Genomic DNA, 21,828 nt, shown 5'->3' on the forward strand with positions numbered 1-21,828 from the left:
ACAAGCTAGAAACCTTCATTATTACTTTTTAGTTGCTGAAAACTTCAATTTCTTGTTTATCTTGACGGAAGTTATACTTCACATCTAAAGCGTGTGCAACAATTAGTTCTTGCTCAGCTTTGTGAGCGAATGGATCGCCGCCAGATGGACTAGAGCGATCAGGACGTCCAATGTAACCTGTTTTCACTTTATCTCCAGCAAGTTCGAACAGAATTGGAGCCATGTAATGCCATGCGCCCATATTACGAGGTTCTTCTTGAACCCAAATGATTTCTTCTAAGTTTTTAAATCGTTTAATAATAGATTGAACTTTCTCAGCAGGGAATGGGTACAATTGCTCGATACGAACGACATGAACTTCGTCTAAGTTGTACTCATGTTTACCAGACTCGATTTCTGCTGCTAAGTCAATCGCCATTTTACCTGTGCTTAAAACAAGACGTTTTACTTTATTTGGTTTCGTGCCAAGGTTTTCTTGTTCTAAAGCAGGTTGGAAACGTCCTTCGCTTAACTGACTAGCAGTTGAAAGCGTAAGTGGGTGACGTAATAAACTCTTCGGCGTCATCAGTACTAATGGTCGAACAGCTTCTGTTCCTAAGATAGATGCTTGACGACGCAGGATATGGAAGTACTGTGCCGCGCTCGTTAAGTTTGCAACTGTCCAGTTATTCTCAGCAGCTAACTGTAAGAAACGTTCTGGACGTGCACTAGAGTGCTCTGGTCCTTGACCTTCATAACCGTGTGGTAATAGAAGAACTAAACCAGATTTTTGACCCCATTTTGCTCTTCCAGCTGAAACATATTGATCAAATAATGCTTGCGCAGTATTTGAAAAGTCACCATATTGCGCTTCCCACATAACAAGAGTTTCTGGAGCGAATACGTTATAACCATATTCGTAACCAACAACAGCAGCCTCTGATAACGGACTGTTATGAACAGAGAATGATGCATTAATGTTTGGTAAGCGATGTAATGGTGAATATGTTTCATTTGTATCAGTATCGTGTAATACGATATGACGGTGCGCAAATGTACCACGCTGTGAATCTTGACCAGTTAAACGAATTGGCGTACCTTCTTGTAAAATAGAAGCGAATGCTAATGACTCAGCAAGTGCCCATTCAATTTTACCGTTCTCTTCTAAAGCATCTTTACGGCGCTCAAGAATTTTCTTCACTTTCGGATATACGTTAAAGCCTTCTGGCCAAGATAGTAGACCTTCATTAATTGCACGAAGTGAGTCAATCTCAACACCAGTATCAATTGGTTGAATGCCTTTTGCAACAACATCTGGCACTTTAACGTGAATTGTTGCATCGCTCGTATCAGCTGGCGGTACTTGTGCATAATCGGATTTTAATTGTTCTTGCGTAAACTGAGTAATTGTTTCAACCTCATCTGCATTTAGAACACCAGCAGCTTGTAATTGATCTGCATAAATTGCTCTTACAGTTGGGTGATTTTTAATTTTTTTGTACACTTGTGGTTGCGTAACCGCTGGGTCATCCATTTCGTTATGACCATATCGACGGTAACCGATTAAATCGATTAAGAAGTCTTTTTTGAACAACATGCGATATTGAATCGCAAGGTTAGCAGCTGCAAGACAAGCTTCTGGATCATCAGCGTTCACGTGAACAATCGGAATATCGAAACCTTTTGCAAGGTCACTTGAATATTTCGTAGAACGAGAATCATAGCTATCAGTTGTAAAACCAACTGCATTGTTTGCGATAACATGAATCGTTCCGCCTGTTTGATACGCGTTCAATCTGCTTAAGTTGAGCGTTTCAGATACAATACCTTGACCAGGGAATGCAGCATCACCATGAACTAAAATTACGAATGATTTTGAAATATCTTGATCTGGAAGACCAGATTTTTTACGATTCTCTTGAGCAGCACGTGCGAAACCTTCTACTACAGGATTCACGAACTCAAGATGACTCGGGTTATTTGCTAATGTCACGCGAGTGCTAACTTCTTCGTTACTAACGACTTGTTCTCTACCTAGGTGGTATTTTACGTCGCCAGTCCAGCCAGAATTGGCTACTGCGCCTTCTATTTTTGCATGTTTGAACTCAGCAAACATGTGACTATATGGTTTTTCTAATACGTGAGCAAGTACGCTTAGACGACCGCGGTGAGCCATACCAATCATGACATCCTCTACACCGTTCTTAGCACCTTCTAGAACAATTTCATCTAAAACAGGCACAAGCATATCAACGCCCTCGATAGAGAAACGTTTTTGCCCAACGAATGTTTTATGCAAGAATTGCTCGAAACCTTCAACAGCTGTTAAACGTTTTAAAAGAGCAGTTCGTTTTTTATTTGATAGTGGTTGACGCAATGAATTTGATTCCACCATTTGATGCAACCACGTGCGTTCTTCACTATCTTGTATATGAGAAAATTCATAAGCTAAAGATTTTGTATAAACGTCTTTTAATCTATGAATTACATCAAGTGCAGTGTGAATACCTTCTGGTGCATCTTGCCATACTGTTTTCGCTGGAATCGCTTTCAAGTCAGCATCGCTCAGTTCGTTCATTGCTTTCTCAAGAAGAGATTGTCCATTTGCAGCATCTTCCATCGGGTTGATGTGAGCCAACGTGTGCCCGAAAGAACGAATCTGCTCAACAAGTTGAACGACTTTAAGAATTTTTTCAATGTTACCTGTGTTTTGAGGAGAAAAATGTGTTGCTGTGTTGTCCCCTGTTACGACATCATCTTGAAACGAAGGAGCTCCAAAAATTTCAAAAAGCTCTTGTAATTCCGGATCAACAGAACCTGCTCCAGTTACGTAAAGATCATACTGTTCAATCACATAACCAAGGTTCGGACCGTGGAACTTGGCCCAAGGGTTTGTCGTTGTATTCTTCCTCGTCATTTGTTTAAACCTCCCAATGCATATAATCCTTTTCCATACAAAAGGTGCATTTTGCTCTTTTCAATAATTGATGAACCAATAATCAATGTAAATGTTTTCTTTACTCTTATGTTATTACAATAATTTACATAATACCAAACACTATTACTTATCTGTTTTGTAAAAAAACATTCACAATAACTTATCACCCAAGTTAATCTTTCACTTTATAAAGTAATTTTACAGAAAAATGGGGTGGATATATTTGGTATACCTACATTGAAAACTAGAATTGTTACATGTAAATATAAGTATAATCATTGGAATGTTTTGATAAAAGTTGATTCGAATTATGTATATTGAAATAATAAGCGCTTTCATAGATATTATACAACAATATAACGGAATATAGTATAAAAAATAAAAAATTATGAATTTACCATAAACTTTATTTCGATAGTGTTAAATATCGAAAGGAAAATGAAGGATTTCTACAAAAAAAGTGGTTAAACATAAAAAATGCTTTATAACCCGTTAGTTTCTATAAATATGCCAAAAAACACCGTAAAACAAATAACACATTGCATCTAATAAAGCAGAGAATGAAATATTTTAAAAGGATAAAACAAATATGAAGATATTAAATTTTTAAAAAAGTGAGGAGGAAATATAGTAACGATTACATACAGTGTTCCATGTTTTATTACAAAATAGACGTGCTGAAATCGAACAAGTTTCTTCTATATAAATAGAACGAAAACTGATTGAAATAAATGTAAAGGAACCTTGACGTAAAGTTTACTTTACATATATACTCGATATATGGAAGGAGGGAGAAATTTCCTTGGAAAATAAAATGGTCGAATACCGAAAGAAATTTGGACTATCTCAAGAAAAACTGGCCGAGAAACTCGGGGTTTCCAGACAAACCATTATCTCAATTGAAAAAGGGAAATACGATCCATCACTTCCGCTAGCATTTGAAATAGCAAAAACATTTCAGACAACGATAGAACATGTATTTATTTATGAAGGAAAAGAAGGGGAGGAGTAAGAATGAACTATTCACAAAAGTACTTTGTAATCATGGGAATTATCTTTCTATTTATGAGTGGATTTATGATATTAACAGGTATAATGACGCATTCTGCACCGCCGGCTATAACGTATCCATTGCTTGGGATGATGATTATGAGTTTCTGCCTAAGCTACTTACACCCACAATTTAAAGAAAAAGATGAGCGAATGAAACTCATTCGTTATAAAGGAATGTTTGTAACCTTTTTTGCATTAACAGTATATTAACTTCTTTTCTCTATTGACTTAAACTTAAAAATACTTACACTATCTGCTACTGAATTATTGAATATACTTATGGCACTTACGATGAGTACCGTCTTTATCTCATTTGTTGTTTTGGCAAAAAGATATTAAGATGGAAGAGAGAAAGGAAGATTAACATATGCAAATGATGTATGCTTTTGGCATTGGGCTTGTATTATTTTTAGCCGTATTCTTATTTATTCGTAAAGATGTTCAAGGTGGGACATTAACGAAGCGAGGATTTTATAAATTAATCGGCTGTTTAGTTGTTTTGCTTATAGCGATTATTGTAATGATCGTATTAATTAATCAGTCACTATAGAATGTAAAAACGGAACTTTACTTCGGTAAGGTTTTTCTTTATTGTTAAACCTAAAAATTACCTCTAAATCAATTTACTGTAAATAAATTGTGTTATATAATCCAATGAACTGATAGATAAGGAGTGTAGTATATGAATAAAAAAACTATCTTCTATTTATTAACTTGTATACTACTTGTAGCTAGTACTACTTATATAATATGTAACAAAAGAGAACAAGTGCCACCTATATTAGTATGGGACGAACAAGAATACTATGTTACGAATGAACCTGCCAAAGTAGAAGAAGTTGGGCAAAAACTTGGCGAAGTAACAAAGAAAATTAAAACAAGTAAAAACCCTACTAAAAATAGAGAATCTAATACATTACAAGAGAAAACAGAAGTGTTTACAATGATTGAGGAAGAAAAAAGTGAATATCCGCCTTTAATCATAAAGGAAGCTTATAGTGATGAATATAGGGTAGTGAGACCGATGTTGAAGCAAGTATTATGATGAAAAGGGGATTCATATGCAGAAAGAAACTGCGTATCTATGGTTGTTAAGAAAAACTTTTTCCTTTGCTTTATTTTGCCTCCTATCGGTGCATTTTACATTGTAATGAATAGAGGGGCACTACAAAAGAGAGACTTCATTTTATATTTATTATTTGCTGCTATTAATATATCACTTTGGTTATCGCTTATGATCTTTGATCGGACTATATGGATGGTAGTAGGGAACAGAAAATGTGGTTTATTTGTGCTACGGATACAGATTGATAGAAGAGAGGCCTTGTAGGAATGCTGCAAGGCTCTTTATATTTTTGGGAATTAATAGAAAATTAATCATATAAATGCTATACTAAAAAATGTTTGTAATGTCAGTTTCATAATATTGTATGATACTGACTTACTAGAAAAGATAATGAGGAGAATGAGCGTGCAAAAGATAAAGAGATTATTGCTATTAATGATGGTAGTAGGATTAACAGCGGTTGTTTTAGCAGGGTGTGCAAATCCGAAAGATACTACAGAAGAATTTTTAACAGCGATACAAAAAGGTGATGTAGAAAAGGCTCGTACATTTGTTGAGAGTGACAAGGAATTTAATAAACTAAATGAAAAAACAGATGATGCTGAGGCAAAAGCAATGCTAAGTGCAATTACAAAGAACTTTAAATTTGAAAAGCTAGAAGAAGTATCGAAAAAGGATGACAAAGCAGAAGTGAAAGTGAAAATTACATCTGCTGATCTATCCGTTGCTGTAACAAAAGCAGTGGGAGAAGTTATGCCAATGGCCTTCGCTAGCGCATTTAGCGAAGACAAAGAACAATCTGAAAAAGCGATTGAAAAAACAATGACCTCAACTATCATCAAAAACTTAACGGATAAAGATGCAGCAATGGCAACTCGCGAAGTTACATTGAACTTAAAGAAAGACAAAGATGGCGACTATAAAATCGTTGCTGACGATAACTTGAAAGAAGTATTGTTTGCCAATGCAAAGTCTTTGGAGAAGATGTTTGGTGGGAAGTAATTGAATTAGATAAAAAAGAGACACCATATCACGTAGAAGGTTGATATGGTGTCTCTTTTTTATGAACCTGGAGAGGTTTGAACTCACGAAATTAATTATATAAATTAGATATTATGTTTTTTGAATTCAAGACATAAAGCTAGTTGTAACAGAGGAGGTACTGTATTCTATGTTTTCTTATGCGGATCCTGTAACGTAGAAAGGTAAAATTTCTGGACCAGATTTTAATTAGTGTTCCTTCAGCTTTAATGAGGAGGTGTACGAAGATGTTGTGACTATGCCTGCTGGATACTATTAATTGTGAAGTTAAATAAGACAACAATTTATTAGCGGAAGATTAGTTAGTTTAAGTATCAGATTTAGGTGTTTAACAGGGGTACTAATTAATTTCAGTTCTTCCATGAAAAATTATAGAAAAAGTATGGATAAACAAATTCTTGTTTTAAGTGAATTTTGTAAATGTGGGGGCTGCTTTAAATAAAGATGGTCAAACACTATGTAAATAATTGAGAGTATTAAAATATGCAGAATTGCATATTAAATATTTAAAATCTTATGCTAACCTTATAATGCGAAATATAACATTTGTTGGTAATGATTCATTTTTGAAAGATAAAAAATGAATCATTACAGTGGTATACAATTCACTGTCCTATAGCATAAACGATAATAACGAAAGCTATTTGAAGTCCTTTGAAGGAAATAAGTTATTAAAAAAGATTCCATATAGAAAATTTGTTGAAATTTCAGATGTAACAAATGTCATTTTATTTTTAATGTCTGATAAAAGCGATGCCATTAGAGGGCAAAATATTGTGGTTGACTATGGATATACAATTGTATAAATAAATCATCTTGGGATTTAAGGGTGTGGATAATGAGTTTACTAATTAAAGATTTAACAAAGAAATTTGACGAGCATGTTGCAGTGAATAATTTGAATATCGAGATACCAAAAGGTGAAATATTTGGATTCTTGGGCGGGAATGGAGCAGGTAAAACGACTACATTTCGAATGATACTTGGACTTTTATCGAAATCAAGTGGGACCATTTCATGGAATGGTAAACCTATAAATTATGGTGTTACAGATAAAATTGGGTATTTACCAGAAGAACGTGGTCTTTATGCGAAAATGACTGTCAAAGAACAAGTTAACTTTTTTGCAAAACTAAAGAACATGAAAAGTAAAGATGCAGAAAAAGAACTTCACTATTGGCTGGAGCGTTTTAATATTACTGAGCATCTGAACAAAAAGGTAGGAGAACTTTCTAAAGGGAATCAGCAAAAAATCCAGCTGATAACAGCGATTATACATAAGCCTGAACTCTTAATTTTAGATGAACCATTTAGTGGTTTAGACCCAGTAAATGTTGAAATGTTAAAAGACGCTGTTCTTGATATGCAAAAACAAGGGTCGTCAATTCTTTTTAGTTCACATCGTATGGAACATGTGGAAGAGTTATGCCAACACATTTGTATTATGCACAAAGGTGTACCTGTTGTTCAGGGTGACATTGCCAAAATTAAAAGTGATTTTGGTAAAAAGAACGTTGTAATCGTTGGCGATCATGACTTTGACCATTTGAAAGAAATAAAAGGTGTAGAAAGTATGAAGAAACGTAAAAATGCAGTTACTCTTAAAATTTCATATGAAGAAGTGTCACATGTTTTATTTAAAGAGATAACAAAATTAGGGTATGTTAAAAAGTTTGCAGTAGAAGAGCCTACATTAAATGATATCTTTATTGCGAAAGTAGGTGCACAAAATGAGTAGTTTCTGGACAATTTTTTTACAAAACTATAAATCTAAAGTGAAATCAAAATCATATTTTGCTATTACAATAATAGTTTCTATGTTAATTATAGGATTGATGAATTTTGACAAGATTTATAACTTGTTTGTAGGTAACGAGGACGATCAAGTTGTTGTTGTAACAGAAAAAGAAGAATTATATTCAACCATTCATCAAGTGTTTAAAAATGTCGATAGTAAGATACAAGTTAAACGTAGCACGGATAAACAAAAAGCAGAATCAGGTGTTAAAAATGGTGATTATACATATGCAATCGTTGTAGAGGAATTGAATAATAAACAATTAAAGGCTACGTATATAACTGAGACGGATGTAAATCAGCAAGATGTTAGCAAGGTTCAAACGATTTTATCTCAAATACAATCTTCTAACTTCGCCCAGCAATTGAATCTATCGCAAGATGAATTAAAGGTGTTAACAACGCCAGTAGAAATTCATACCAAAACGGTTTCAGATAAGGTTAAAGATGGAGAACATACTGAGGGTGTAGGGATTTTAATTAATGTCTTTATCATGCTAAATTATCTAATGATATTAATGTATGCTGCACAATTAGCAACAGATGTTGCAACAGAGAAATCTTCTCGTGTTATGGAGTTAGTTGTTTCAAGTATTTCGCCTACCAAACATTTATATGCGAAGCTATTCTCGACATTATTGGCTGGTATTACGCAAATCATAATTTGGGGCTTGGTCGCAACTGTTGGATATAAAACAGCAATTAATGATTCGAAAAATGATATTTTAAATAGTATTGATTTAAATTCTGTTGCTCCAACTCTAGTGTTTTATGGGATTCTATTCTTCACATTAGGATTCTTATTATATGGCTCATTATCTTGTCTATTTGGCTCTATCATTACGCGTATAGAGGAATCTTCTCAAGCTGTTATGCCGCTGATGTTTATGTTACTTGCTGCTTTGTATATTGCAATTTATGGAATGTCAAATCCAAGCAGCATGGTTGTTACCATTACTAGTTATGTACCTTTCTTTACTCCTATAGTTATGCTTGTACGAATTGGATTCCTTAATATCCCAGTATGGGAGATTGCGCTAGCATTAGGGATTCTAATCGCAACAATATGTATAATGATTGGTTTAACGAGTCGTGTTTACCGCGGTGGCGTATTAATATATGGTAAAGGTGCATTTAGTAATATCAAAAAGGCAATCAAGTTAGGGCAAAAATAGGATTCGTCTATTCATTTTTAAACTTAAATTTACAAAGATCTGCATAGTTAAACTGTGTAGATCTTTTTTGTTGAGAAATTTATATAAATAAATATAAAAATTGCCGTATTAGGCTATTTTTCAAAGAGAATTTTAAAAAGCTCTCAAAAGAGAGTAAAGAATCGAGTTCTAGCGAACAACGCAGAGCGATGATTAATATAATTTATGTCTTTCTCCAAAATGGAGAAAAGAAGTAGGGAAAAAATTTAGTTTTAATAATAATTATTTATTTGCTACATAAAGAAAACCCCTTGACTATCAAGGGGTTTTTCATATGATCCCGGAGAGGCTCGAACTCACGACCTCCACCCTGTCAAGGTGGCGCTCTCCCTGCTGAGCTACGGGATCCCAACTATAAATATTACCACCAGCAATGTGTTTTCATTTCATTCGTGTAATCGGAGAATTTATATAATTTGTTGAATATTGTAACATTTAATGTATTCTTATAATAACAACAAATTTCAATAGTGTAAAGATGTAATTTTCTGAATATTATCATTCCAATTTTTATATAAAAAAATAAGCCCCGAAGAGCTTATTTTAATAATAATATCACCGCAATTATCAATGATATTATCAAAAATAAAATCATAAATAATGGAACTCAGTCATGAGCTATCGCCCTGTAACTGTCATTCCTGCTGTGTAAATTGTATCAATAGAACCGTCAGCGTCTTTTATTTCGACTTTATAACGATATGTTCCATCCTCATAAATATCATCGCCATATCCTGTGAAAGTTGCAATTTCATCATTGCTTCCAGCTGGGACCCATTGATTTTGCCAACGGAAGTTGGTTTCAAATTCTCCCCATCTATCGCCATATTTCTTTTCAAGGCTGACATTGTAATGAATTTCTTCCGCTCGGTCATTTGTAATTCTTGCAATTACGCTGTTACCAAAAGTAACTTGTGTAGAGTGTACCTGAACTGTAACACCGTTCACCGTTTCGCTAGGACCACAAATATAACGACAGAACTCGCTTGCTCCGTCAGCATGTGCCTTCGGTGTATCAATGTTCATAGCTGTTAAACCACCTAAAGCTAAAGCTCCTGTTAATAATACTTTACCAAATGTTTTCACTTGAAATTCCCCCTAAGTATATTCTCAATTCGTTCCATAGATACCACATTAAGTAGTTTTATAACATTAATCTAATCGAACGCTTTTTTCCTCGAGTGTATTCGCTATGAATCTTTCATCTTGTAGTAATCTAACCTCTACATATAATTTCATAGTTTTGATTCCATATATGTATCATGATTTACATAGAGCAAATCTGTTAATACGTTTTGGTTATTTACTTATCACACTGCTTTTTATTACCTTTTATTGGTAAAACGTTGATTTTATTATATACCATTATTATCTATTTACAAGAGAAAATCATACTGTATGCAAAAATGCATAATAAAAAACACTGCTTGTATTCTGAATTACAGAATACAAGCGGTGCTGAGTTTCAATTAATATTTGATTGGAACCTAATGCTAATTTTTTATGTTTAACAGTATACATATATCACTGTTTTTTAGTCATAATTGATAAACCTTGTTCAGAGGACGCTATTCCTGCTGGGCTACGGAATCTTCAAAAGGGAAAGTATAAGCGATTATGCTAGTAATGTATGAAGGGATAATGATAAGAAGAAAATTCAGTAAAAAGTAGTTTTTGAATGTAGCCGTTATATTATTTCCGGTATTTATCTAAAGGATTTTCATCGCTTAAATCAACAATTAAAGGGCATAAAAATAACAGTGGTAAAGCAGCGTTAGCTTGATGAAAAGTATCATTAGACATATATTGTCTTCCAAAACAATACGGACAATCTTTTTCAAATGTTATGAGAAGCGACCATACGTCTTTTACTTTCCACTTCGTTTTACAATACGTACAACGCGCCATTGAGTTCCTCCTCATTTTAAGGTGTTTTCTAATATATTCTACTTTATTGTACGAAAGTCATTTGAATTTGATGTGGCAAATTTCTGCGTTCTCTTTAATAAGTGGACTAGTTAAATCTCTACTATTCCAAACAAGAGCAACGTTTGCTTTTTGTTTTAAAATTCGTTGGCATTCAATTTTGAAAGCCTCTTTATCAAACCAATGAAATGCTTGGGCAACAGTTACTAAATCTACACTATTTTCTTTTAAAGTGGTATTTTCAGCAGTTGCTTTTATGGATTGAAAACGAGAATATAGTTTTGACGATTGCTCAGCCATCTTCCTCATATCATTATTTGGCTCAACTCCAATAACATGTAAACCACTTTCAAGCAGCTGGCGGCTAAATATCCCCGTACCCGTACCTGAACCAATATCAGCTACAATCGGATTTCCTTTCAGTTGGTTAGCTGAAAGTAAGTAATCAATATATTCATTAGGATAACTAGGACGATATTGTGCATATATATCGGCCCTGTCAGTAAAATTTCTGTTGTTTTCACAGTACTACCTTCTTTCTTACAATATTATGTACAGAAATAGAAATTAAATATGAATTTCGGCATCAGTCTCTAAGTCTACCACTTAAGAGTCCAGCTAAATAGAAAGCCTCAGTTTCTGTATTCAAATATCCTTCATCCGTTTAGTATACTATTTTAGATAATATCTTCCAAAAGGCTATAATGGCTTACTTAAATAAATCCACATAACTGTATGTTTTTATGAATTTATTTAATAATTTATGAGCAATTATATGTCGTATTACGTTTACGTAGGTAAGAGATTTTCATTTTTGCTATTTAAATTGGCCAATATATCCTTTTTACAATTTACTGAAAATCATGTATAACAGAGATACAAGATTATTTTATAAATATTCAGGAGTAGAGGGAGAAAAGTTGTAATGGTAAGAAAAACGTTCAAGATGCGCGTGTCTAGAAATAGAACGATTTCGATTAATGGATCGATTCTTGATGTGGATGTTACACATGATGAATTTTTACAAGAGTTTGTTGAGTGGGTTGATTCTAAAGGTTGGTCGTTTATGGGGATAACGGATGAGATTACGCCCGAGGAAGCTAGTCAAAAGTTAATAGATTCGTTGATTGATGAGAAGGATAAGAAAGAGTAATTCCTTCTTATTTTTATTGTATATTTATGTTCTTTATCGTAAAAATATGATATAGTAAAAAATAGTGAAAATTCTTCCAGTTTAATACAAATTACATATGATTGGTAGATATATTATTTTGTTAAGGGATTAAATGGAAAAGGGAGAGTCATATGGTAAATTTTAAGAAAATTTTGGTTTTTATTACAGTTATTTGTTTGTTTTTGTTGACACCTATGACATTGCGTGCTGAGACGAATATTGGAGTAAATCCAGAACAAGTTGCACCACCACCTGCGGAAGGACCAAATGTTTTTAGTCAGTTTGCAACGACAATTGATGCGAAAACAGGAGATGTTTTGTATGACAAAAACGCATATCACCGCGCATATCCTGCTAGTACGACGAAAGTGTTAACAGCGATTCTACTCATGGAGCATACAAAGCCAGAGGATCAATTTACATTTTCACAATTAGCATTAGATCAAGAGAAGAGTAATTATCAAATTGAGTTTCAACCTGGAGAGACAATTAATAGAAATACTGCGCTTATGATTTTAATGGTGCTGAGTGCGAATGATGTGTCGTATGCGATTGCGGAGCGGATTGGCGGGAGTGTTGAAAATTTCGCCAATATGATGAATGAGAAAGCGAAGCAATTAGGAGCGAGAGATAGTCACTTTGTAACACCGAATGGATTGCATGATCCGAATCATTATACGACGCCATATGATATGGCTATGATTACGAAAGGTGTGCAAAATTATCCTGAAATTTTACAAGCGATGAATACGAAAAGAACGACAGTTACGACGTCTAGGCAGACGGTGTCTATTTTTAATAAATCTAATTTTTTTGAAAATCCATATAGCATTGGCGGTAAGACAGGGTTTACGAATGAAGCGCGTAATACACTTGTTTTATTAAATGAGAAAGATGGAAATCGTATTATAAATGTAGTAATGGCTTCTCAAAGACCTGAAATTTATGAAGATTTGAAGCAGATGGCGGACTATTCTTTTGGTCAATTTGTGAAGCAAACTGTACTAGATAAACATAGTTGGCATCAAAAAACAACATATTTAAATAAAGATATTAATAGTGAACTTGAAAAAAGTGCAGAACTTATGCTTAAGAAAGATGAAGGGAAAAATGTGAAAACTATTTTCCGGGCAGCTTCATTAGATAAAGAATCTTTGTATCATAAAGGAATTCATCGTGGTGAGGTAGTTGGTGCAGTTGATATTACGAAAAATAATCAAACAATTGCGACGGTAAATGTTCTTTCAACAGAAGATGTCACTTTTGCGATGCCTAAAAAAGATACAATTGTATCAGAAGAAAAAGAGTCAAATGTGAAAGTAATAAGTGTTGGGGTAGGCGCACTTGTACTATTTGGAGCCATTTTATATGTAGTGCTACGCCGAAATACAAAAGGAATGAAAACAGAAGAAAAATAACGTATTAGTAAAAAGGCTGTGGAGATTTTATCACAGTCTTTTTCTATGCTAAAAATACTTTTAACTAATAATTGTAAATTTTCTTATTGCAATAACCTAAAGTTCGTTATATCATTTACTTGTGTTCTTGTTAAAGAACAAAATGAACATTGCATACTTCAAATAATATAAAACAACGGAGAGGGAGAGAGTCGATGAAATTAATTTGGAAGGTAATTAGCAACGCGATCTCATTTGTTTTATTTGCATTGATGGTGTTTTTAGCTTTTGTAGTTATTTCTTCAAAAGCAAGCGGTGGTGATCCCACAGTGATGGGATATCAATTTAAGAGCGTTCTTTCAGGATCAATGGAGCCAACGTTTTTAACAGGATCAATCATTGCAATAGAACCAAACAAAGATCGTTCTAAATATCAAAAAGGTGATGTTATTACCTTTAAAGAGAAAGATCAAAAAATTATCACTCACCGTATTATCGGTGTAAAAGATACAAATGGAAAAGTAGTGTATGAAACAAAAGGGGATAACAACAACGGACCAGATTTAGAGCCAGTACTTGCAGAAAATGTAGTTGGAAAGTATGCAGATATTACAGTTCCGTATGTTGGGTATTTACTGAATTATGCGAATTCAAAAGCGGGAGCAGCATTACTTCTTATTATTCCAGGAGTCTTTTTACTTGGTTATTCCGCGATTTCTATTTTTGGTGCTATTCGTAGTATTGACGGAGAAAAGAAAGATAAAAAAGTAGAACAATCCGTCTAGTTCGTTTGGTTATACTTTCCGTTTAGGAAGTTAACAAATATATATTAAGGGGATATGGACATGACTTTAAAGAAAAAATTAGGAATGGGTATTACATCAGCAGTACTAGGAGCAGCGTTAGTTGGTGGAGGAACATTTGCGTTTTTCAGTGATAAAGAAGTGTCAAACAATACATTTGCGGCTGGGACACTGGATTTAGCATTAAATCCATCAACAGTTGTTAACGTATCGAATTTAAAACCTGGGGATACAATTGAAAAAGAATTTAAACTAGAAAATAAAGGCTCTTTAGATATTAAAAAGGTTCTACTGAAAACAGATTATAATGTAGAAGATGTAAAGAAAGATAATAAAGATGATTTTGGTAAACATATTAAAGTAACATTCTTAAAAAATGTAGATAAGCATGAGACAATTGTGAAACAAACTACTTTAGATAAATTAAAAGGTGACACACTTACAGCTGTAGATAATGATTTATCGGCTTGGTTCTGGGATGAAAAAGGTATTTCAGCAGGTAAATCTGATAAATTCAAAGTGAAATTTGAGTTCGTTGATAATGGAAAAGATCAAAATCAATTCCAAGGCGATAAGTTACAATTAAATTGGACGTTTGATGCACAACAAACAGCAGGTGAAGAAAGATAATAACAAAAAGGGCTATCACATGGATAGCCCTTTTTCTATTTTTCTAGTATTTGTCTATCAATTTTAATAGTTCTTTACTATAATATAGATAATGTTCTGTATAAAGAACGTAATGTTCGATGGGGGAGATTAAGATGCTGAAAAGACCGCGGAATTTTAAAAAGATGCTTATATTGCCGTGTATGTGTTCTATTACGTTTTATTTAGGATCTCAAATTATGACGTATACAGAAGCGGCGTTCATTCATGAAACGAAAGTGGAAGCGACGCTTTCTACAGCAATTATATTTCCGAAAACAGTTAATACGTTAAAAGAGCAATCTGAGAAACATAAACAGTTTATTGAGCGTGAGTATGGAACGATGAAGGGGAAATCGAAAGCAACTTCTATTGAAGAAATAAAACAGGCGATTTCTGTATGGCAACAAGGGCGTGAGAAAATTGTTGCTGAGAAGGAAGCTCTGCAAAATGTATATACTGAAATAGAGGCTCCTTACAATCAAATACAAGAAGAATTAAAGGTAAATAAAGATGAGTCGATGCAGCAAGTGTCCGTATATGTAAATGAAGGCTTTCGCAGTATCAAAGAGAAACATGACTATATTGAGAAAGAAATTAGCTTGAAAGCTATTGATGAGCAAATTCAGGCTCTTCAGCAACAATTAAACATTGCAATTGAAGCGGAAGGACAAAAGAAAGCCGAAGGACAAAAGAAAGCCGAAGAACAAAAGAAAGTAGAAGAACAGAAGAAAGCCGAAGAACAAAAGAAAGTAGAAGAACAAAAGAAAGTAGAAGAACAGAAGAAAGTAGAAGAACAGAAGAAAGTAGAAGAGCAAAAGAAAGCCGAAGAACAGAAAAAAGCGGAGTAACTGCTGTAGTGAAACGGCTGGAAAACAAGAATGTGGTGCAAGAGATAATGAACGAATAAGCAAAACTAGTAATATTTATATGAGTGTGAGGGAACGTTAGCCCTCACCTCTTTGTTTTTCTTTTTTCTTATAGTATTAAATGCATTTGAGTGTGAAAAAAGTTATAAATCATCATTATTTTTTCTGAAAAATCTAAATAATATTGAGAAATAAAAATAATTGAAAATATTAATAAATATGTGTTGTGTTTATATAGGGTTGTTCGTTATAATGAACATAAGGTTTTTAAAAAAGAACACATATTAGCTAAGCTAATATAGTTTTCTTTACATCTCTTATTGAAAAATAAGTGATAAAAATATAAAAAAAAGCTAGGGGGAATTGATTGTGAGTCTGAAAAAGAAATTAGGTATGGGAGTTGCATCAGCAGCATTGGGGTTAGCTTTAATTGGTGGAGGAACATTTGCATTCTTTAGCGATAAAGAAGTATCAAACAATACATTTGCAGCTGGGACGTTAGACCTTACATTAAACCCTAAGACGCTTGTAGATATTAAAGATTTAAAACCAGGGGATTCTGTTAAGAAAGAGTTCTTATTACAAAACAGCGGTTCGTTAACTATTAAAGACGTTAAATTAGCAACAAAGTATACTGTTAAAGATGCAAAAGGTGATAATGCTGGTGAAGACTTTGGTAAGCACGTTAAAGTAAAATTCCTTTGGAACTGGGATAAACAAAGTGAGCCTGTATACGAAACAACTTTAGCAGACTTACAAAAAGTTGATCCAGATCTTTTAGCTAAAGACATCTTTGCTCCTGAGTGGGGAGAAAAGGGTGGATTAGCAGCTGGTACAGAGGATTATCTATGGGTACAATTTGAATTTGTAGATGATGGAAAAGACCAAAATATCTTCCAAGGTGATACATTGAATTTAGAATGGACATTCAATGCTAACCAAGAAGCTGGGGAAGAAAAATAATAAAAAAGCGGGTATTCCCGCTTTTTTTTATAAAGAAAAAGAAGTGCTGGTTGTAAGCACTTCTTTCTATTATTATTTTTGATTTTGCTTCCACTTTGTAAATTCAAGAAATTCACGAAATTGTTCTTTGGAGACACCAGAGTTCATTGCATCTTTAACGAGTTGTGTCCATTCGGAGTCTAGGTTAGTTGCCTTTGTTGTTTCATCATGAAGTAAAGTATCAACTGGAATTTGTAGAACTGCTGCGATCTTTTCAAGAAACTGAATGAAAGGGTTTTTTTGTAAATTTCGTTCTATAGAACTAATGTAAGATTTAGCAACGCCAGCTTTTTCGGCAAGTTCAGTTAATGAAATACCTTTTTGTAAACGAAGGCGTTTTATACGTTCTCCAATCATATTTGCGCACCTTTCTATCAATATGTAGTTGTCTTATGATGTCATTATTATAACATAAACTTCGTTAAAAAGAACAAACCTATTGAGCCTGACTGGATGGCTTCATACGTTGGAAAAATTGCTCGATGTCTTGCATGGCGATACCAGCATCTAGAGCTTCAAGTATTAAATCAATCCATTCTTGATCCAGTGCGTCTGTCTTATCTTTGTACAAATGTAATTCCTCCCTAATTATCGGTCATAATTGCTGCTACAGAATACATGATAATGCAATCGGACTTTGTGTTTTATATAGTGAATTATCAAATACTTTGTAGATGAAACAAAGATAAAATCCCCATTAAACTCCCTCTATGGAAATTATAAATTGTTCGATAAAAACTTTCAATATTTTCAGAAAACATTGTTGAATTGTGATATATCCGTATGCTAACTATGAAATTTTTACAAATATATTAAAAACATTACATAATATGACTAAATATTGAAAAAATATTGAATTTTTAATAAAATTTAATTTGTAATACATATTATTTATTAGGGGAGGAAATAAGGGATGAACAAGAAACCGTTCAAAGTTTTGTCATCAATCGCTTTGACAGCTGTATTAGGCCTTTCATTCGGAGCTGGCACTCAATCGGCATATGCTGAAACACCTGTGAATAAAACAGCTACGAGCCCAGTGGATGATCATTTAATTCCAGAAGAGCGTTTAGCAGATGCACTGAAAAAACGTGGGGTAATTGATTCTTCAGCTTCAGAGAAAGAAACAAAGAAAGCTGTTGAAAAGTATGTAGAGGACAAAAAGGGTGAAAATCCTGGGAAAGAAGCAACAAATGGGGATCAACTTACGAAAGAAGCATCTGACTTTTTAAAGAAAGTGAAAGATGCGAAAGCAGATACGAAAGAAAAACTAAATCAGCCAGCAACAGGGACACCTGCAGCGACAGGACCAGTTAAAGGCGGACTAAATGGTAAAGTACCAACTTCTCCAGCAAAACAAAAAGCATATAACGGCGATGTTCGTAAAGATAAGGTACTTGTTTTACTTGTAGAGTACGCTGATTTTAAACATAACAACATCGATAAAGAACCTGGTTATATGTATTCGGAAGACTTTAACAAAGAACACTATGAAAAAATGTTATTCGGTGATGAGCCATTCGCGTTAGAGGATGGAAGCAAAATCGAAACATTTAAACAATATTACGAAGAGCAATCCGGTGGTAGTTACACAGTGGACGGAACAGTTACAAAATGGTTAACAGTTCCTGGTAAAGCTGCTGATTATGGTGCAGATGCTGCTACAGGTCATGATAATAAAGGACCAAAAGGACCACGTGATCTAGTAAAAGATGCATTAAAAGCAGCTGTAGATAGCGGTCTTGATTTATCACAGTTTGATCAGTTCGATCAATACGATGTAAATGGTGATGGAAATCAAAATCAACCAGACGGTTTAATCGATCACTTAATGATTATTCATGCGGGTGTTGGACAAGAAGCTGGCGGTGGTAAATTAGGTGATGATGCAATTTGGTCACATCGCTGGACAGTTGGACCAAAACCATTCGCAATTGAAGGCACACAAGCGAAAGTTCCATATTGGGGCGGAAAGATGGCAGCATTCGACTACACAATTGAACCAGAAGATGGCGCAGTTGGTGTATTCGCGCATGAATATGGCCATGATTTAGGTTTACCAGATGAGTATGATACAGACTATACGGGTCATGGTGAGCCAATTCAAGCTTGGTCTGTTATGAGTGGCGGCAGCTGGGCTGGTAAAATCGCTGGAACAACACCAACGAGTTTCTCACCACAAAATAAAGAGTTTTTCCAAAAAACAATTGGTGGTAACTGGGCAAATATCGTAGAAGTAGATTACGAGAAATTAAATAAAGGTATCGGTCTAGCAACATATTTAGACCAAAGTGTTACGAAATCTAACCGTCCAGGTATGATTCGTGTTAACTTACCAGATAAAGATGTAAAAACAATTGCACCAGCATTTGGTAAGCAGTATTACTACAGCACAAAAGGTGATAATCTTCATACAACGTTAGAAACACCACTGTTCGATTTAACGAATGCAACGAATGCGAAATTTGATTTCAAATCGTTATATGAAATCGAAGCAGAGTATGATTTCCTTGAAGTACATGCTGTAACAGAAGATGGTCAAAAAACGTTAATTGAAAGACTTGGCGAGAAAGCAAATAGTGGAAATGCAGATTCGACAAATGGAAAATGGATTGACAAATCATATGATTTAAGTCAATTCAAAGGTAAAAAAGTAAAATTAACGTTTGAGTACATTACGGATGGTGGTTTAGCATTAAATGGTTTCCTACTTGATAATGCGTCATTAACAGTAGATGGTAAAGTTACATTCTCAGATGATGCTGAAGGTACACCACAATTAAAATTAGATGGTTTCGTTGTATCTAGCGGAACAGAGAAGAAAAAACATAACTACTACGTAGAGTGGAGAAACCATACTGGATCAGATAGCGCATTGAAATTTGCTCGCGGTCCAGAATATAACTCAGGTATGGTTGTATGGTATGCAGACTCAGCTTACGCAGATAACTGGGTTGGTTTACATCCAGGACATGGTTTCCTTGGTGTAGTTGATTCTCATCCAGAAGCAATTGTAGGAACTTTAAATGGTAAACCAACAATTGATAGTAGTACACGATTCCAAATCGCTGATGCGGCATTCTCATTCGATAAAACGCCAGCTTGGAAAGTTGTATCTCCAACGCGTGGAACGTATACGTATGATGGCTTAGCGGGTGTAGCGAAGTTTGATGATTCGAAAACGTATATTAATCAACAGATTCCAGATGCAGGACGTATTTTACCGAAGCTTGGTCTGAAGTTTGAAGTAGTAGGACAAGCTGATGATAATTCTGCAGGTGCTGTTCGTTTATATCGTTAATACTGTGAAACTACCGAGAGATTTTCTTTCGGTAGTTTTTTTGTGAGCAATGAATTTTATATAGTTGAAAAAGTCATATATAATGTAACTTTAAGAATAGAAATTTATTATATATGAAGTCTATATAAATAATGAAAGAACTGGATAAAAATAGTGGGAGAAGGTGAGTGAATGAGTATTTCCTCTATTGTAAGTAGGCAAAAGGAATATTTTTTAAAAGGGCATACGAGAAGCATCGAAATGAGAAAGAATAATTTGAAGAGGCTTTATGAAGGCATTCAGCGTTTTGAAGAAGAAATATTTCAGGCATTGAAATTAGATTTAAATAAGTCAGTTCACGAGTCGTTTACAACGGAAGTTGGATATGTATTAAAAGAAATTTCTTTTCAATTGAAACATATGTCATCGTGGAGTAAACCAAAGCGAGTTCGAACAGCACTGACTCATTTTGGATCAAAAGGAAAAGTAGTGCCAGAACCGTATGGTGTTACGCTTATTATTGCACCGTGGAACTATCCGTTCCAATTAGCAATTGCACCACTTGTAGGAGCACTGGCAGCTGGAAATACAATCGTTTTAAAGCCGTCAGAGTTAACGCCAAGCGTTTCAAAAGTGCTTAAGAGAATGTTAGGTGAGTTATTCCCAGAAGAGCTTGTAGCGGTAGTAGAAGGTGGCGTTGAAGAGAGTACATCTTTGCTGAGGGAACCGATTGATTATATTTTCTTTACTGGTAGTGTTGGCGTTGGAAAAGTTGTAATGGAAGCAGCAGCGAAACAGTTGACGCCGCTTACGTTAGAACTTGGCGGGAAAAGTCCTTGTATTGTACATAAAGATGCAAAGATAGAGATGACAGCAAGAAGAATTGTTTGGGGTAAGTTTTTAAATGCAGGGCAGACGTGTGTAGCGCCTGATTATATGTACGTGCATTCTTCCGTGAAAGAAAAGCTAATTGAGGCAATGCGACATGAAATTACAGAGCAGTATAGTAAAGAACCTTTGCAAAATGAAAATTACGTGCGTATTGTAAGTGAGCGTCATTTTGAACGATTATGTCGATTTTTACAAGATGGTCAAGTCGTAATTGGTGGAAACTATAAGAAAGATACATTACATATTGAGCCGACAGTACTAGCGGATACTACATGGCAAGATGCTGTTATGGAAGATGAAATTTTTGGCCCGATTTTACCAATCATAGAGTACGACAATATAGAAGATGTAATTGGCACAATTCAGCAACATCCGAAGCCGTTAGCGTTATATGTATTTTCTGAAGATAAAGAAGTACAAAAGAAAGTGACGAGTAATATTTCATATGGTGGAGGCTGTATTAATGATGTTGTCTATCATCTTGCCACGCCATATTTACCTTTTGGGGGTGTTGGAAGTAGTGGATTAGGGGGTTATCATGGGAAAGAAAGTTTTCGGACTTTTTCACATTATAAAAGCATTTTAGCCCAATCTACAGCATTCGACATGAAAATTCGTTACTCTTCTACAAAAAGTGCTTTAAAATTCATACGAAAGTTGTTAAAATGATGATGGTGTTTATCAGTAGGCGCAGCCGTATGATAATAGCCCCTTCGCAATGGAAGGGGTTTTTCTGTTCGACGTTATGTA

Annotated in this window: 20 protein-coding genes, 1 tRNA gene and 3 pseudogenes; 17 read left to right on the top strand and 7 right to left on the bottom strand. The window is 34.5% G+C overall.

What is annotated here, in order from left to right:
- Nucleotides 1-28: 28 nt before the first annotated feature.
- Nucleotides 29-2,896, bottom strand: a complete 2,868-nt coding sequence (gene odhA, locus BCG9842_RS06065; RefSeq protein WP_000197142.1) for a 2-oxoglutarate dehydrogenase E1 component — start codon at nucleotides 2,894-2,896, stop codon at nucleotides 29-31.
- A gap of 823 nt (nucleotides 2,897-3,719) precedes the next feature.
- Between odhA and BCG9842_RS06070 the strand changes: the two genes are divergently transcribed.
- The 9 genes and pseudogenes from BCG9842_RS06070 to BCG9842_RS06110 all read left to right on the top strand — a co-directional run bounded on the left by BCG9842_RS06070 (nucleotide 3,720) and on the right by BCG9842_RS06110 (nucleotide 9,049).
- A complete protein-coding gene (locus tag BCG9842_RS06070) occupies nucleotides 3,720-3,929 on the top strand; it encodes a helix-turn-helix transcriptional regulator (protein ID WP_000428510.1) in 210 nt (69 codons plus the stop codon).
- Nucleotides 3,930-3,931: 2 nt separating this feature from the next.
- A pseudogene (locus BCG9842_RS06075) lies at nucleotides 3,932-4,309 on the top strand (permease).
- A gap of 28 nt (nucleotides 4,310-4,337) precedes the next feature.
- Nucleotides 4,338-4,520, top strand: coding sequence for a DUF3976 domain-containing protein (locus BCG9842_RS06080; RefSeq protein ID WP_001178293.1), 183 nt, complete (start codon nucleotides 4,338-4,340; stop codon nucleotides 4,518-4,520).
- A 132-nt stretch (nucleotides 4,521-4,652) separates the two neighbouring features.
- Nucleotides 4,653-5,015, top strand: coding sequence for a hypothetical protein (locus BCG9842_RS06085; protein ID WP_001036577.1), 363 nt, complete (start codon nucleotides 4,653-4,655; stop codon nucleotides 5,013-5,015).
- A gap of 16 nt (nucleotides 5,016-5,031) precedes the next feature.
- Nucleotides 5,032-5,300 (top strand): annotated as a pseudogene (locus tag BCG9842_RS31885) (hypothetical protein).
- A gap of 141 nt (nucleotides 5,301-5,441) precedes the next feature.
- Nucleotides 5,442-6,038 (top strand): DUF4878 domain-containing protein, encoded by a 597-nt coding sequence (locus BCG9842_RS06095; protein WP_001169502.1) that lies wholly within the window; start codon nucleotides 5,442-5,444, stop codon nucleotides 6,036-6,038.
- A 632-nt stretch (nucleotides 6,039-6,670) separates the two neighbouring features.
- Nucleotides 6,671-6,883, top strand: a complete 213-nt coding sequence (locus tag BCG9842_RS06100) for an SDR family oxidoreductase (protein WP_003258596.1) — start codon at nucleotides 6,671-6,673, stop codon at nucleotides 6,881-6,883.
- A gap of 32 nt (nucleotides 6,884-6,915) precedes the next feature.
- Entirely contained in the window at nucleotides 6,916-7,815 is a 900-nt protein-coding gene (locus tag BCG9842_RS06105) for an ABC transporter ATP-binding protein (RefSeq protein ID WP_000054722.1), read from the top strand.
- Entirely contained in the window at nucleotides 7,808-9,049 is a 1,242-nt protein-coding gene (locus BCG9842_RS06110; RefSeq protein WP_000094237.1) for an ABC transporter permease, read from the top strand. The genes BCG9842_RS06105 and BCG9842_RS06110 overlap by 8 nt, the downstream gene beginning before the upstream one ends.
- A 314-nt stretch (nucleotides 9,050-9,363) precedes the next feature.
- On the opposite strand, the gene BCG9842_RS06115 is transcribed toward BCG9842_RS06110, so the two are convergent.
- The 4 genes and pseudogenes from BCG9842_RS06115 to BCG9842_RS06130 form a co-directional block, all read right to left on the bottom strand.
- Nucleotides 9,364-9,436, bottom strand: a tRNA-Val gene (locus BCG9842_RS06115).
- Nucleotides 9,437-9,706: 270 nt separating this feature from the next.
- The gene (locus BCG9842_RS06120) at nucleotides 9,707-10,174 is read right to left on the bottom strand and encodes a hypothetical protein (RefSeq protein ID WP_000846651.1); all 468 of its coding nucleotides are present in this window, start codon (nucleotides 10,172-10,174) and stop codon (nucleotides 9,707-9,709) included.
- A gap of 606 nt (nucleotides 10,175-10,780) precedes the next feature.
- Nucleotides 10,781-10,996 carry a hypothetical protein gene (locus BCG9842_RS06125; RefSeq protein WP_000090226.1) on the bottom strand — a complete coding sequence of 72 codons (216 nt, stop codon included), beginning with the start codon at nucleotides 10,994-10,996 and terminating at the stop codon, nucleotides 10,781-10,783.
- Between the two features lie 75 nt (nucleotides 10,997-11,071).
- Nucleotides 11,072-11,503: pseudogene (locus BCG9842_RS06130) on the bottom strand (class I SAM-dependent methyltransferase); the annotation flags it as partial.
- A 436-nt stretch (nucleotides 11,504-11,939) separates the two neighbouring features.
- On the opposite strand from BCG9842_RS06130, the gene BCG9842_RS06135 reads away from it, so the two are divergent.
- From BCG9842_RS06135 to calY, 6 genes are all read left to right on the top strand, one after another.
- Nucleotides 11,940-12,167: a hypothetical protein gene (locus tag BCG9842_RS06135; protein WP_000251862.1), complete on the top strand. Its 228-nt coding sequence runs from the start codon at nucleotides 11,940-11,942 to the stop codon at nucleotides 12,165-12,167.
- 152 nt (nucleotides 12,168-12,319) lie between these two features.
- Entirely contained in the window at nucleotides 12,320-13,606 is a 1,287-nt protein-coding gene (locus tag BCG9842_RS06140; protein ID WP_000247024.1) for a D-alanyl-D-alanine carboxypeptidase family protein, read from the top strand.
- Nucleotides 13,607-13,800: 194 nt separating this feature from the next.
- A complete protein-coding gene (gene sipW / locus BCG9842_RS06145; protein ID WP_000767805.1) occupies nucleotides 13,801-14,370 on the top strand; it encodes a signal peptidase I SipW in 570 nt (189 codons plus the stop codon).
- A 60-nt stretch (nucleotides 14,371-14,430) separates the two neighbouring features.
- Nucleotides 14,431-15,018: a CalY family protein gene (locus BCG9842_RS06150; RefSeq protein WP_000172852.1), complete on the top strand. Its 588-nt coding sequence runs from the start codon at nucleotides 14,431-14,433 to the stop codon at nucleotides 15,016-15,018.
- 119 nt (nucleotides 15,019-15,137) lie between these two features.
- Complete coding sequence (locus BCG9842_RS06155; RefSeq protein WP_079997101.1) at nucleotides 15,138-15,887, top strand: DUF4047 domain-containing protein; 750 nt, start codon at nucleotides 15,138-15,140, stop codon at nucleotides 15,885-15,887.
- A 387-nt stretch (nucleotides 15,888-16,274) separates the two neighbouring features.
- Nucleotides 16,275-16,868: a biofilm matrix protein CalY gene (gene calY / locus BCG9842_RS06160; RefSeq protein WP_000053713.1), complete on the top strand. Its 594-nt coding sequence runs from the start codon at nucleotides 16,275-16,277 to the stop codon at nucleotides 16,866-16,868.
- 72 nt (nucleotides 16,869-16,940) lie between these two features.
- Here the strand turns inward: calY and BCG9842_RS06165 are convergent, their stop codons facing one another.
- Nucleotides 16,941-17,264 carry a helix-turn-helix domain-containing protein gene (locus BCG9842_RS06165; protein ID WP_000578865.1) on the bottom strand — a complete coding sequence of 108 codons (324 nt, stop codon included), beginning with the start codon at nucleotides 17,262-17,264 and terminating at the stop codon, nucleotides 16,941-16,943.
- Between the two features lie 79 nt (nucleotides 17,265-17,343).
- Entirely contained in the window at nucleotides 17,344-17,478 is a 135-nt protein-coding gene (locus tag BCG9842_RS06170) for an anti-repressor SinI family protein (RefSeq protein ID WP_000276219.1), read from the bottom strand.
- A gap of 342 nt (nucleotides 17,479-17,820) precedes the next feature.
- On the opposite strand from BCG9842_RS06170, the gene inhA1 reads away from it, so the two are divergent.
- A complete protein-coding gene (inhA1, locus tag BCG9842_RS06175; RefSeq protein WP_001035950.1) occupies nucleotides 17,821-20,208 on the top strand; it encodes a M6 family metalloprotease immune inhibitor InhA1 in 2,388 nt (795 codons plus the stop codon).
- A gap of 171 nt (nucleotides 20,209-20,379) precedes the next feature.
- On the top strand, nucleotides 20,380-21,747 hold the full coding sequence (locus BCG9842_RS06180; RefSeq protein WP_000028385.1) for an aldehyde dehydrogenase: 1,368 nt from the start codon (nucleotides 20,380-20,382) through the stop codon (nucleotides 21,745-21,747).
- Nucleotides 21,748-21,828 lie beyond the last annotated feature (81 nt).

This window comes from Bacillus cereus G9842 (assembly GCF_000021305.1).
In the GTDB taxonomy this organism is placed as follows: Bacteria; Bacillota; Bacilli; order Bacillales; family Bacillaceae_G; genus Bacillus_A; species Bacillus_A thuringiensis_S.

What these genes read in the sequence shown, in the direction of transcription:
- odhA (WP_000197142.1), bottom strand. Translation starts at nt 2,896, where the DNA reads ATGACGAGGAAGAATACAACGACAAACCCTTGGGCCAAGTTCCACGGT.
- BCG9842_RS06080 (WP_001178293.1), top strand. Translation starts at nt 4,338, where the DNA reads ATGCAAATGATGTATGCTTTTGGCATTGGGCTTGTATTATTTTTAGCC.
- BCG9842_RS06085 (WP_001036577.1), top strand. Translation starts at nt 4,653, where the DNA reads ATGAATAAAAAAACTATCTTCTATTTATTAACTTGTATACTACTTGTA.
- BCG9842_RS06105 (WP_000054722.1), top strand. Translation starts at nt 6,916, where the DNA reads ATGAGTTTACTAATTAAAGATTTAACAAAGAAATTTGACGAGCATGTT.
- BCG9842_RS06110 (WP_000094237.1), top strand. Translation starts at nt 7,808, where the DNA reads ATGAGTAGTTTCTGGACAATTTTTTTACAAAACTATAAATCTAAAGTG.
- BCG9842_RS06125 (WP_000090226.1), bottom strand. Translation starts at nt 10,996, where the DNA reads ATGGCGCGTTGTACGTATTGTAAAACGAAGTGGAAAGTAAAAGACGTA.
- BCG9842_RS06135 (WP_000251862.1), top strand. Translation starts at nt 11,940, where the DNA reads ATGGTAAGAAAAACGTTCAAGATGCGCGTGTCTAGAAATAGAACGATT.
- BCG9842_RS06140 (WP_000247024.1), top strand. Translation starts at nt 12,320, where the DNA reads ATGGTAAATTTTAAGAAAATTTTGGTTTTTATTACAGTTATTTGTTTG.
- sipW (WP_000767805.1), top strand. Translation starts at nt 13,801, where the DNA reads ATGAAATTAATTTGGAAGGTAATTAGCAACGCGATCTCATTTGTTTTA.
- BCG9842_RS06150 (WP_000172852.1), top strand. Translation starts at nt 14,431, where the DNA reads ATGACTTTAAAGAAAAAATTAGGAATGGGTATTACATCAGCAGTACTA.
- BCG9842_RS06155 (WP_079997101.1), top strand. Translation starts at nt 15,138, where the DNA reads ATGGGGGAGATTAAGATGCTGAAAAGACCGCGGAATTTTAAAAAGATG.
- BCG9842_RS06165 (WP_000578865.1), bottom strand. Translation starts at nt 17,264, where the DNA reads ATGATTGGAGAACGTATAAAACGCCTTCGTTTACAAAAAGGTATTTCA.
- inhA1 (WP_001035950.1), top strand. Translation starts at nt 17,821, where the DNA reads ATGAACAAGAAACCGTTCAAAGTTTTGTCATCAATCGCTTTGACAGCT.
- BCG9842_RS06180 (WP_000028385.1), top strand. Translation starts at nt 20,380, where the DNA reads ATGAGTATTTCCTCTATTGTAAGTAGGCAAAAGGAATATTTTTTAAAA.